The sequence below is a fragment of the Flavobacterium sp. GNP010 genome (assembly GCF_056428945.1).
Genome location: NZ_JBWJVK010000008.1, coordinates 17,885 through 29,819 on the forward strand (window position 1 = coordinate 17,885; position 11,935 = coordinate 29,819).

Genomic DNA, 11,935 nt, shown 5'->3' on the forward strand with positions numbered 1-11,935 from the left:
ACCAAAAATTAAGTTTTTATGCTAAAACAGCATTGGTAAGTAAATAAATTTACAACACTAATAATCCGAATTCTCGCAGCGTTTTAATAGGTTTGGAAAACCAAAAAAGCTCAAAATCATCCAAATGAGTTTCGAAATCAGCTTTAACTTCTTGGTAATTATAAATTTTAGCATTCGAAATAGAAATTTTTAAAAGCATTTCCACCAACCATGCTCCCTCCTCTTTACTGGTTTGAATGCTGAAACTTTCTTTTTTATCATGAAAAGTTAGTGTCATTAATTCCCACGAATTCCCTTTTTTAGATTTCGTAAAAATTTCTATCGAAGGCTTACCGCCCAACCAAACAATTTTGGCAGTCGGTTTACTATTAAAATCCTCTTCTTCTTGTAAAGCATCAAAGATAAAATCGGGTGCAATTTTTGTCTTTGGGATTTTAAAGTCAAACCAATCTTGCAATTGGTAATCAAAACAGATTCCGTGCATGAAATTAAATAGTGATTTTTTGAGTCCAAAACTAAACTTATCATGATCAATTCCTGTTGAATCAGTATAATTAATATCGTTATTGGCGAACGTTCCAATCGCTTCGGTTTCTTTTACCACACCAAATTTCTCTGGATACAAGCCAACAGGACTGTGCGCAGTCATGGCAAATTGATGCCAAAATCCGGATTGCAATACACCAACTTCAAATAATTGGCGCACCATTTCCAGGCTGTCCACCGTTTCCTGAATGGTTTGGGTAGGATATCCGTACATTAAATACGCATGCACCATAACGCCTGCTTCAGTGAAATTGCGGGTGACTTTTGCAACTTGTTCAACCGTTACGCCTTTATCTATTAGTTTCAATAATCTATCCGAAGCGACTTCAAGTCCACCAGAAACAGCTATGCAACCAGAAGCTTTTAGAAGTAAGCACAAATCTCTAGTGAAACTTTTTTCGAACCGAATGTTGGTCCACCATGTCACTGCTAATTTCCTACGAAGGATTTCTAAAGCTAGAGCACGCATCAAAGCCGGAGGAGCCGCTTCATCAACAAAATGAAATCCGTTCTCGCCTGTTTGAGCAATCATTTCCTCCATTCGATCGCACAATAAATTGGCGGCAACAGGTTCGTAAATTTTGATATAATCTAATGAAATATCGCAAAACGTGCATTTCCCCCAATAGCAACCGTGGGCCATGGTAAGTTTATTCCAGCGTCCGTCACTCCACATGCGGTGCATAGGGTTCACAATTTCGATAACCGAAATGTATTTATCCAATAGCAAATCCGAATAATCCGGTGTTCCCACTTGCGATTGTTTATAATCGTGTTTCAGGGAATTATTTTTATAAACGACTTTTTCGTTTTCCAAAAGAAAGGTTCGTTTATATTGCTTCTCGACTGCGATCGAAGTACTAGCATTTATAAGTTCTTCGATTGGCATTTCGCCATCATCCAACGTAATAAAATCGAAAAACTCAAAAACACGAGCATCAGAAAGCGAACGCAATTCGGTATTGGGAAAACCGCCTCCCATCGAAATCTTGATATTTGGATGATGCTTTTTTACCCATTGTGCGGAACGAAAAGCCGAATATAAATTTCCCGGAAACGGAACTGAAATTAAGAATAGTGTAGGTTGAATGTCTTCTATTTTTTCTTTTAGAATCGAAAGTAGAATGGTATCAATGTACGTAGGCTCTTGTTGGAGCGCTTCATATAATTCGTCAAAAGAATTGGCAGATCTTCCCAAACGTTCGGCATAGCGGCTGAAACCAAAATTTGCATCGACACACTCTACAATAAAATCAGAGATGTCTTCAAGGTATAAAGTCGCCAAATGTTTCGCTTTGTCCTGCGTTCCCATAGTACCAAAAGCCCAATCGAGTTCTTCCAATTGCGCAAATCGAGAAGCCTCTGGCAAGAAATCTTCTTGACAAATTTGGAGTGCTAAGGTTGGATTTTTCCCTTGTAGAAAAGCAATTACGGGATTAATTGTTTTTAAGTATTCGTCTTGCAAAGCATAAATACGTTTCGAGTTATCCGAAATAGTATTATTTGAAACTTCAAACTTGAAACCTGACCCGAGGCCGAAAGCCGAATTGGCGGAGCAAACTTGAAACAAATCTTCTAATCCTTCTTTCGAAAACAGTTCCAAAATCACTTCGATACCCAAATCCGCCTGAACAGACTCGATATTTTTGGTATTCAGAAACCCTTTGATATAAGCGGTTGCTGGATAGGGTGTATTCAGTTGGGTGAAAGGGGGCGTGATTGCGAATAATTTGGTTTTCAAAGATTATGTTTTTTGAGTAAAAGTCGAAACATTAAAGAAAAAGAATGGTCGGGTTGGGCAAAACGTCTCAAAGCTTCAATTTCATCTTCATTCATAATCCTTCCATTTTCTCCAATTTGATTTTTTCTAATAACATCCAATACATCTTTAAATTGATGCAGTACTGAACTCCTTAAACTATCTAATAAAGGAGAGTCTAATCGATATTTTTTAATAGTACTAAATGCTAATACAGAACCGTTTCTTGCTGTTATACATTCATTCTCAAAAACAAAATGTGTTTCAAATTCTTCATCTGAATTATTAAATGGATTAAGCACATCATTTACAGAAATACTTGTATTTGGTAATTTGTTATTACATATTGTCGAAGATAAATATAAGTTATCCCAATCATAAGCCAAATCTTTCCTTTCAGCAACTTCAATATGATGGTCTATTTCTTTTGGAATTCCTTTTAACTTTTGTTCAGAATAAAAACATTTATGAAAACTTATAGAATTCAAATCAGCAAGAATTTCCTTATGACCGTATTTATTATTATCAGGACGTAGTTTTCCAGATTCAATAAATGTATTAGTCCATTCTTTTTCTTTTTGAATAAGTTTATCTGGTTTTGGTAATCGTTCTAAATGTCTCATAAAACTATTTTATAATACTTTTAATGAGTTTATCTATATCGAAATAGGAGGAATATTCAGGATTAATTGCTTTCAATTTTTCTTCTATCTCTTCTTTTTTAGCAAAATCCTTACTTTCAATTGCTACCTTTCTCTTGTTCATCAAATCTGAAATTTCAGAATTAAAAGGGTTTGTATCAAAAACCTCCGATTGCAAAATTTCTTCTATGGGTTTATTAGAATAAACATCTGTTTCATCAACAATGATAGAATGGTCTTTTTCTGATTTGCAAACAAAAACTTTTGAATTTTCAACCGATGAAACAATAAATGGAGAATGTGTTGTAATAATAATCTGGAGATTAGGAAATATATTTAAAATAGAATTTAAAAATGTTTTTTGCCATTTCGGATGCAAATGATTCTCTGCTTCATCAATTAACAATAAACCTGGTGTCAATAATAACTCTTCCAATTTTAAATTATTTAATTCATATACTGAATACATTTGTCCTAAAAGAGAAATCATTCTTTGAATCAAATATAAATTTCCGCTACTCAATTTATCCAACGAAACATCAAACCCATTTTGAGAAACAATTGGCATATTTGTTTTTCTTTCTACATATTTCAACTCGCCATCAAAAAGTCCAAGTTTAAATATTTTTTTAATAATTGAATATAAAAACTCACCTTCTTCTTTTTCCTTTGGATTATCACTCGATCTATAATAGTCAAAGGCGGTTATCAACTTCAATACTTCAACATTAGATTGAACACCAGTAAAAGCACCGTTCAAATATCCTTTGGAATTCCAAAAAACTAAAGAATCTAATTTAAATTTGGAGTTGTCAGTTTTTGACGTCCAATAACTCGCTACCCAAATATTTCCTTCATGCCCTCCAAAACCATTAGAGACATTATAAAATGATTTAATTTCGTCAGATTTGATTTGAAATTTGTTAAAACTATCTATTTCTTCACTAATTAAGGTGTAATTAGAATTATTAAAATCTAAATTTGACTTAATTTGAAAGTCATTTTCATCTCTAATAATATTCCTTTGCAAACTCCCCCTATGTCCATCATTTGTTCCTAACAAAATTCCTCTTATTGCATCCAAAACAATAGTTTTCCCTGTTCCATTTTCACCTGTAATGATAATAACGGGAGGTTTTTGATTTTCATCTGTAATAAAATCAAGGTGAGCATCCAAAAAAGGACCTATATTTTTGAGGGAAAGATTTTTAATTTTCATAAAAAAAATAATTTTAACGAATTTACTAATTAAATTTCATTTTCAGAAACCCTTTGATACAAGCGGTTGCCGGATACGGCGTATTCAATTGGGTGAAAGGGGGCGTGATTGCAAATAATTTGGTTTTCAAAAGGAAAAGTATTGTGCAAAAGTAAAATTAAAATTTGGTATATTGTGATTTTCCAAATCAATTGCTAAATGAAATTTTGTAAAAACAATAAACCCGGAGCGAATCTATGTTTATCTTATTTTTTTTCGCTAATCTAAAGCTAGAGAATTTTGAATCCGATTACATACGTTTATTAAAGCTAGCAAAATTCTAATTGAATGTTTTAATGTGGCTCAAAAATGAAGACTGAATAATTTCAGTCTTCATTTTTTTTTTCAATAATTGTTTATTTAAAACGCATGCTCCTCTTTGCTGATTACCATCAAAGCAAACAACGAAATACAAGCTGCTACAGTCAAATAAAATCCAACATATGTCAAACCATAAGTACTTGCTAACCAAATTGCAATCATTGGAGCAAAAGCCGCACCTAGAATTCCTGCTAAATTAAACGTTAATGACGCACCTGAATACCGCACCGTAGTAGGAAATAATTCCGATAAGAATGTACCTAATGGTCCATAAGTAAATCCCATCAAAGCCATACCTGTGCATAAAAAGAAAGCAACCATACTGTTACTGCCTGAATTTAGAAAATAAGAAAATGAAAATCCAAAAAAACCGATTGCAATAGTAACATAAACCAACGTTTTTCGGCGCCCAATTTTGTCTGCAATCAAAGCAGAAATCGGAATACAAATGGCAAAAAAGAGTACAGCAAACAACTGCATCAATAAAAAGTCTCTTTTAGAATATCCCAAATCAGTAGTTGCCCAGCTTAATGTAAACACGGTCATCAGATAAAAAACCAAAAAAGCGGTAACTGCAGCAAATGTTCCAAAAATCAATTGATTTTTATGGGATTTGAATAATGTAAAAAATGGAATCTTAACTTCTTGCTGTTCTTTTTTAGCATTTTCAAAAGACGGGGTTTCTGTAATTTTCAATCGGATATAAAACCCAACTACCACTAAAAGTGAACTCGCAATAAAAGGTATTCTCCAACCGTAACTCATAAAATCTTCATTACTCATTAGGTCCGTCAAAACTAAAAAAGTTCCTCCTGATAGCAACAAACCAATTGGAGCTCCTAATTGTGGAAACATACCGTACCAAGCTCTTTTATTTGGCGGTGCATTTTCAATTGCTAACAGTACCGCGCCTCCCCATTCGCCTCCTAAACCAATACCTTGACCAAAACGACAAAGCATTAACAGCAAAGGAGCTGCAATACCAATACTTGCATAACTGGGCAAAAAGCCAATAGTTACGGTCGAAATTCCCATTGTCAGTAACGCTGCAACCAAAGTAAATTTTCGTCCTATTTTATCTCCATAGTGTCCAAAAAAGGCTGAGCCAAGAGGTCGCGATAAAAATGCAATGGAGAAGGTGGCTAAGGATTGCAAAGTAGCCATTGCTCCATCTGAGCTTGGAAAAAACAACTGCGGAAATACCAAAACTGCAGCATTGGCGTAAATATAAAAATCAAAAAACTCAATCGTCGTTCCTATTAAACTGCCAAAAAGAACATGTTTAACTGAATTTTTAGTGCTGGTACTAGAATAATCTTTCATAAAACTGTTACTATATTGAATATAAAAATGAAACTATTTTTCGAAAGTAACAAATAAATAATTCCAATTAATAATGGTATTTTAGCATCATATAAAACTTTACTATGCCAACCGACTGTATCAGCTATCAGGATTCTGGATATTTCTCTACTTTGATGAATGATTATTTAAATCAAAAAGCTACTTTAACTCCCTTATACAAACGATTTCCAAAACTTGAAAACTTTGAAGATCAAATCCTTGAAAAGAAAAATAACTTTGATAATACTAAACGAGAGACTTTAGTTGCTGTTTTACAAAAACAATATGTAAACGTTGAAACTTCCGTTTTGACCCAACAAAATATTGAAGCTTTGAATAATTCAAATACATTCACTGTAACAACGGGTCATCAATTAAATCTCTTTAGTGGACCACTATATTTTCTATACAAAATCATTTCGACCATTAATTTAACAACCGAATTAAAAGCAAAATATCCCACTTATAATTTCGTTCCTATTTATTGGATGGCAACCGAAGATCATGATTTTGAAGAAATTAATTACTTCAATTTTAAAGGTAAAAAATTCAGATGGAACAAAGAAAGTTCAGGTCCCGTAGGAAGATTGTCTACCGATGGTTTAGCTGATTTTCTCGACGTTTATAAACTAGAATTAGGTTCTAGTACAAATTCTGAAACATTAAAAAAATTATTTGAAAATGCTTATGTATCACATAGCAACCTCGCCGATGCTACTCGGTTTTTAGCTAATGCACTTTTCAGCGACTATGGTTTGGTTATTCTTGATGCAGATAATACCGATTTAAAACGCATCTTCATCCCTTACGTAAAAGAAGAATTACTCCATCAATCATCACACAAGCTAGTTTTAGAAACTGCCGAAAAATTAAAAGAGTATACAATTCAGGTCAATCCACGTGAAATCAACTTGTTCTATATAGAGGATAACTTGCGCGAACGCATTCTTTTTGAAGATGGAAAATACAAAGTAAACCATACTAAAATCGAATTTTCTGAATCGGAAATTATTGCTCTTTTAGAAAATCATCCAGAGAAATTTAGCCCTAATGTGATTCTGCGTCCACTATATCAGGAAGTCATACTCCCTAATTTGTGTTATATTGGCGGAGGCGGAGAAATTGCCTATTGGTTAGAATTAAAATCCTATTTTGAATCTGCTCGGGTAACCTTTCCTATGCTTTTACTTCGGAATTCAGTTGTATTAGCAACTGAAAAACAAGCTAAAAAAGCAGACAAATTAATGTTAACTTGGAACGATCTATTTTCAAAACAAAGTAGTTTAATCAATACAAAAACTAGAGAACTATCAAACTTTCCGCTCGATTTAGATACCTTAAAAGAGCAACTACAATTGCAATTTGAATCGTTGTACGCCATTGCCCATAAAACCGATAATTCTTTCTTAGGCGCTTTAAAATCACAAGAGACTAAACAACTCAAAGGTTTAGAAAATCTAGAAAAACGTTTGCTAAAAGCTCAAAAAAGAAAATTAAATGACGCTTTAGAACGCATTACTATCCTACAAAACGAGTTGTTCCCCAATAATAGTTTGCAAGAACGCCAGACAAATTTTTCTGAATTTTATTTGGAATATGGAGAAAACCTGATTCCAACTTTAGTAAAGCAACTAAAGCCATTAGAGCACACATTTAACACAATTGTGCTTTAATAAGAAAATGACAATTTGAATACTGAAATTGTAATAATAATCAATAAAAAATCCTATTTTTGCACAAAATTAAAAAAATAAAAAGATGGCTACTAATAGAACATTTACAATGATTAAGCCTGATGCTGTTGCAAACGGACACATCGGAAACATACTTGCAATGATTACAACTGCAGGTTTCAAAATCGTTTCTTTGAAATTAACACAATTAACTGTTGCTGACGCTCAAGCTTTTTACGAAGTACATGCTGCAAGACCTTTCTATGGTGAATTAGTTGAATTCATGTCAAGAGGACCAATTGTTGCTGCTATTTTAGAAAAAGACAATGCAGTTGAAGATTTCAGAACTTTAATTGGTGCTACAAATCCTGCTGAAGCTGCTGAAGGAACTATCCGTAAAGCATACGCAACTTCTATTGGAGAAAATGCAGTTCACGGTTCTGATAGCGATGAAAATGCTGCTATCGAAGGTGCTTTCCATTTTGCTGGAAGAGAGCAGTTCTAGTATTCAGAACTCAGTTTTTAGTGTTCAGTGACATAGTACTCTGAACAAAAAAAAAGAAAATCCCATTTCAAAATTGAAATGGGATTTTTTTATACCAAAAATCTGAAATCTAAAATCGTTAATCAACAATCTAAAATCATTATCTCAAAACGACATCTTTCACCACATCACGTCTTAATTCCTCATTAATCATGGCCACTATTTTAGACTTCCCGTGGCTTAATTCTTCCCGCAATACAGACGAAGTTAACTCAACATACAACGTACTTCCTTTCAAAACCACATTATTTGTATAACTGTTCACGCCATTGCCCATAAGATTTTTCCAAGCATCTTTCACATCAATCTGATCCATTCCAGGTTGCAGTTTATTGACTTGAATTATTTGCTTCAAAACATCCCCTATCGTGCTTTGATTATTTAGTCGTTTTGCCATTGCCTAGTACATTTATTGCTGTTGCTTTCTTGTAGTGATACTCTATTTTATCCTTATTTAACAGCACTAACTCTTCCGCTGAAAGCGCAATCACTTCCTCACTCCACTTCATAAAAGGTGTTGCATAATCTAAAAAAACCTTTTCATCTGCAAAACGAACAGTTACATTTTCAAACGCATCATTCACTAAAAAAGTACCGTCCAATTGTGGTCTAACTTTCTTCCTAATTCCCTTATTATTTTTTATTTCAAAATAATCATATACTTCATTCATGCTGTAGTCTTTATCATCAATAGAATCAAATACAACTTTTTCTACTTCCCAATAACCATTAATTTTTGAAACATCTTCAGGTTTTATTTTTTGCTGACAAGCAACAAAAAGAAATGCTATTAATAAAATGCTACATGTTTTTTTCATAATCTTAAATATTTTAGGAGCTGTTTCCTGCTTTTCGCTACAATCTTTTTATCCGCCAAAAAAGGCGTCAAAAAAGGATTTTCACTACAATCAGGGCTAGGAAATTTCGTTTATAACGCGTTTATTATAAATACAAAGTTACTCTTATTAAATTCAAAGAAAACAAAAATAGTAGAAACACATTAAACTATTTTCTATATTTTTGGTCTTAAAGGAATTAGTAACTAATAATAAGAAAGATGTCAAAATTAATCTATATCGTACTCATTCTAATATTTTTTATAAGCTGCAATTCTGATTCTGTTGAAACAACTCCGAGTCCAATTTCAACCGAAACACCATACTTCCCACCTATTAATAGTACTACTTGGGAAACCAAATCAATTGCAAGATTAGGATGGAAACAATCCGCTGTGCAACCGTTATTAGATTATTTACAACTCAAAAACACCAAATCTTTCATCATTCTTGTTAATGGAAGAATCGTTTTAGAAAATTATTTTAATGGCCATGATGCCAATGCTTATTGGTACTGGGCAAGTGCCGGAAAAACATTAACGTCTACCGTAACAGGCATTGCACAACAAGAAAACATCATCGACATCAATGCAAAAGTTTCACAATATATAGGAACGGGTTGGACTAGCTTACCCTTGGCCAAAGAAAACTTGATAACCAACAAGCACTTACTCAACATGACTTCAGGATTAGATGACAGCACAGATGATGTCACACCGGCGAACCTCACCTACAAAGCCGATGCGGGAACACGCTGGGCCTATCACAATGTATATGTAAAATTACAAGATGTAGTGGCACAAGCTAGCGGTCAAACTTGGAACACCTATTTCAATACCCGCCTAAAAGATAAAATAGGGATGGAAGGCACTTGGTTTCAACTGGGAAATAATTCCGTTTATGGAAGTAATTCCCGTTCTATGGTCCGTTTTGGTTTATTAATTTTAAATAAAGGGAAATGGGAAACCAATGTGGTTTTGAATGAAAATTACTTTACCCAAGCAACTACTACTTCACAAAACATAAATCTTAGTTATGGCTATTTATGGTGGTTGAATGGCAAAGTCAGTTATCATTTACCACAAAGCCAGTTGCAATTTAATGGAAGCTTAATCCCAACTGCACCAGCTGATATGTTTATGGCATTAGGAAAAAACGATCAAAAAATATACATCATTCCTAGCAAAAAAATGGTCGTAATCCGAATGGGAGATGTAACTAATACTGATAATCCAACTTTTGCATTATCTGATTTTGATTCCGTTTTATGGCAAAAAATTAGTGCTTTGTATCAGTAATTTATTTTGCTTTCATGCGTCTAATAAAACCAAGAATAAAGAAAATAAAACCTATTAGTAACAAAAAATAATAGAAGCCAAGACTTTTATCCCGAATCACATTTGCCAATACAAAAGAAATTATACTCACCAAATAAAGGTACATTGGTGGCGTATTTTTTAAAGAAGAAAAATTCATTCTAACTACTATTTAAAAAAACTGTCTACAAATTCATACTTATTAAACACCTGAAGATCCTCAATTCCTTCGCCAACACCAATGTATTTAACCGGAATTTGAAACTGATCTGAGATCCCAATCACAACGCCACCTTTGGCAGTACCATCAAGTTTGGTAACCGCTAAACAACTAACTTCGGTAGCTGCAGTAAACTGTTTTGCTTGTTCAAAAGCATTCTGACCTGTTGAACCATCTAAAACTAGCATTACATCATGGGGCGCATCAGCAACTACTTTTTGCATTACTCGTTTCACTTTGGTCAACTCATTCATCAGGTTAATTTTATTATGCAAACGACCTGCGGTATCAATAATAACGACATCAGCATTTTGAGCAACTGCAGATTGCAACGTATCAAAAGCTACCGATGCTGGATCACTCCCCATTTCTTGACGCACAATAGGAACCCCTACTCGATCCGCCCAAATTTGCAATTGATCAATCGCTGCGGCACGAAACGTATCAGCTGCACCAAGGACAACATTATAACCGGCTTTTTTAAACTGATAGGCTAATTTACCAATAGTAGTTGTTTTGCCAACACCATTCACTCCCACCACCATTAGAACATAGGGTTTCGTTTGTGTAGGTATTACAAATTGAGTAGATTCACCTGTGTTAGTTTCTGATAGTAAAGCGGCGATCTCATCCCTAAGAATTTGATTCAGTTCGTCAGTACCAACATATTTATCAGCAGCAACACGATTCTCAATTCTGGTAATTATTTTTAAGGTAGTATTCACACCCACATCTGATGCAACCAGAATCTCCTCCAAATTATCTAAGACTTCCTCATCTACTTTCGACTTTCCTGCAACGGCTTTTGTAAGCTTCGAAAAGAAATTTGTTTTCGATTTTTCTAGACCTTTATCTAAAGTTTCCTTTGCTTGTTCGCTAAAACTAGGGTCTTTTTTCTCTGATGAAAATATTTTTTTAAAAAAACTCATTGTAAGATAGTATTAAGAATGAAGTATTTAAGTCCATAGAACCAATACAATTTTCTAACGGTAAATATAGAAAATAAAAAAGCTACTTCCGAATGAAAGTAGCTTTTCTATATAATGTGATTGTTAATTAATTCTTTTTCAAGAATTCATCAACAGCTTCAGGAGCCATAATAGATTCTACGAATGTATATGCACCTGTTTTTGGAGATTTCACCATTTTGATGGCTTTTGATAATCTCTTAGAAGATGTTTGTAACGATGCTACGGTTTTCTTTGCCATGATTCAAATGTTATTTAAATTTAAATAAAATCTACAAAAGCATTGTTTTGAAAATTTTATCAAAATCTCTAGTTATTACTTAATTTCTTTGTGAACAGTTACACGTTTCAAAACTGGATTAAATTTCTTAATCTCTAATCTATCTGGTGTATTTTTTTTGTTCTTAGTTGTAATGTATCTTGAAGTTCCTGCAACACCTGAAGTCTTGTGCTCAGTACATTCTAAAATTACTTGGATTCTATTACCTTTCTTTGCCATCTTGCTATTT

Annotated in this window: 12 protein-coding genes; 3 read left to right on the forward strand and 9 right to left on the reverse strand. The window is 33.6% G+C overall.

Annotated features, from left to right (window positions below; genetic code table 11):
* Positions 1-49 precede the first annotated feature (49 nt).
* The 4 genes from AC061C_RS04695 to AC061C_RS04710 all read right to left on the reverse strand — a co-directional run bounded on the left by AC061C_RS04695 (position 50) and on the right by AC061C_RS04710 (position 5,848).
* Complete coding sequence (locus AC061C_RS04695) at positions 50-2,287, reverse strand: B12-binding domain-containing radical SAM protein (protein ID WP_478290231.1); 2,238 nt, start codon at positions 2,285-2,287, stop codon at positions 50-52.
* The gene (locus tag AC061C_RS04700; RefSeq protein ID WP_478290232.1) at positions 2,284-2,928 is read right to left on the reverse strand and encodes a hypothetical protein; all 645 of its coding nucleotides are present in this window, start codon (positions 2,926-2,928) and stop codon (positions 2,284-2,286) included. The genes AC061C_RS04695 and AC061C_RS04700 overlap by 4 nt, the downstream gene beginning before the upstream one ends.
* Before the next feature lie 4 nt (positions 2,929-2,932).
* Positions 2,933-4,165 (reverse strand): AAA family ATPase, encoded by a 1,233-nt coding sequence (locus AC061C_RS04705; RefSeq protein ID WP_478290233.1) that lies wholly within the window; start codon positions 4,163-4,165, stop codon positions 2,933-2,935.
* 399 nt (positions 4,166-4,564) lie between these two features.
* Positions 4,565-5,848 carry an MFS transporter gene (locus AC061C_RS04710; RefSeq protein WP_478290234.1) on the reverse strand — a complete coding sequence of 428 codons (1,284 nt, stop codon included), beginning with the start codon at positions 5,846-5,848 and terminating at the stop codon, positions 4,565-4,567.
* Between the two features lie 104 nt (positions 5,849-5,952).
* On the opposite strand from AC061C_RS04710, the gene bshC reads away from it, so the two are divergent.
* A complete protein-coding gene (gene bshC, locus AC061C_RS04715) occupies positions 5,953-7,542 on the forward strand; it encodes a bacillithiol biosynthesis cysteine-adding enzyme BshC (RefSeq protein WP_478290235.1) in 1,590 nt (529 codons plus the stop codon).
* Positions 7,543-7,627: 85 nt separating this feature from the next.
* Positions 7,628-8,047, forward strand: coding sequence for a nucleoside-diphosphate kinase (locus AC061C_RS04720; RefSeq protein WP_039109514.1), 420 nt, complete (start codon positions 7,628-7,630; stop codon positions 8,045-8,047).
* 139 nt (positions 8,048-8,186) lie between these two features.
* Here the strand turns inward: AC061C_RS04720 and AC061C_RS04725 are convergent, their stop codons facing one another.
* Together AC061C_RS04725 and AC061C_RS04730 are read right to left on the reverse strand one after the other, a co-directional pair.
* Entirely contained in the window at positions 8,187-8,483 is a 297-nt protein-coding gene (locus tag AC061C_RS04725; RefSeq protein WP_073355171.1) for a DciA family protein, read from the reverse strand.
* Positions 8,464-8,904, reverse strand: coding sequence for a hypothetical protein (locus AC061C_RS04730; RefSeq protein ID WP_478290236.1), 441 nt, complete (start codon positions 8,902-8,904; stop codon positions 8,464-8,466). The genes AC061C_RS04725 and AC061C_RS04730 overlap by 20 nt, the downstream gene beginning before the upstream one ends.
* Positions 8,905-9,143: 239 nt before the next feature.
* On the opposite strand from AC061C_RS04730, the gene AC061C_RS04735 reads away from it, so the two are divergent.
* On the forward strand, positions 9,144-10,220 hold the full coding sequence (locus AC061C_RS04735; RefSeq protein WP_478290237.1) for a serine hydrolase domain-containing protein: 1,077 nt from the start codon (positions 9,144-9,146) through the stop codon (positions 10,218-10,220).
* A 186-nt stretch (positions 10,221-10,406) separates the two neighbouring features.
* Here AC061C_RS04735 and ftsY read toward each other — a convergent pair whose 3' ends face one another.
* The 3 genes from ftsY to rpmG form a co-directional block, all read right to left on the reverse strand.
* Positions 10,407-11,387, reverse strand: coding sequence for a signal recognition particle-docking protein FtsY (gene ftsY / locus AC061C_RS04740; RefSeq protein WP_417943721.1), 981 nt, complete (start codon positions 11,385-11,387; stop codon positions 10,407-10,409).
* Positions 11,388-11,514: 127 nt separating this feature from the next.
* Positions 11,515-11,667: a DUF4295 domain-containing protein gene (locus tag AC061C_RS04745; protein WP_072941281.1), complete on the reverse strand. Its 153-nt coding sequence runs from the start codon at positions 11,665-11,667 to the stop codon at positions 11,515-11,517.
* A gap of 75 nt (positions 11,668-11,742) precedes the next feature.
* Positions 11,743-11,925 carry a 50S ribosomal protein L33 gene (gene rpmG, locus AC061C_RS04750; protein WP_016988713.1) on the reverse strand — a complete coding sequence of 61 codons (183 nt, stop codon included), beginning with the start codon at positions 11,923-11,925 and terminating at the stop codon, positions 11,743-11,745.
* Positions 11,926-11,935: the final 10 nt, after the last annotated feature.

Coding starts and splice junctions, on each gene's coding strand:
- AC061C_RS04720 (WP_039109514.1), top strand. CDS start 7,628: ATGGCTACTAATAGAACATTTACAATGATTAAGCCTGATGCTGTTGCA.
- AC061C_RS04705 (WP_478290233.1), bottom strand. CDS start 4,165: ATGAAAATTAAAAATCTTTCCCTCAAAAATATAGGTCCTTTTTTGGAT.
- bshC (WP_478290235.1), top strand. CDS start 5,953: ATGCCAACCGACTGTATCAGCTATCAGGATTCTGGATATTTCTCTACT.
- AC061C_RS04710 (WP_478290234.1), bottom strand. CDS start 5,848: ATGAAAGATTATTCTAGTACCAGCACTAAAAATTCAGTTAAACATGTT.
- AC061C_RS04700 (WP_478290232.1), bottom strand. CDS start 2,928: ATGAGACATTTAGAACGATTACCAAAACCAGATAAACTTATTCAAAAA.
- rpmG (WP_016988713.1), bottom strand. CDS start 11,925: ATGGCAAAGAAAGGTAATAGAATCCAAGTAATTTTAGAATGTACTGAG.
- AC061C_RS04735 (WP_478290237.1), top strand. CDS start 9,144: ATGTCAAAATTAATCTATATCGTACTCATTCTAATATTTTTTATAAGC.
- ftsY (WP_417943721.1), bottom strand. CDS start 11,387: ATGAGTTTTTTTAAAAAAATATTTTCATCAGAGAAAAAAGACCCTAGT.
- AC061C_RS04745 (WP_072941281.1), bottom strand. CDS start 11,667: ATGGCAAAGAAAACCGTAGCATCGTTACAAACATCTTCTAAGAGATTA.
- AC061C_RS04725 (WP_073355171.1), bottom strand. CDS start 8,483: ATGGCAAAACGACTAAATAATCAAAGCACGATAGGGGATGTTTTGAAG.
- AC061C_RS04730 (WP_478290236.1), bottom strand. CDS start 8,904: ATGAAAAAAACATGTAGCATTTTATTAATAGCATTTCTTTTTGTTGCT.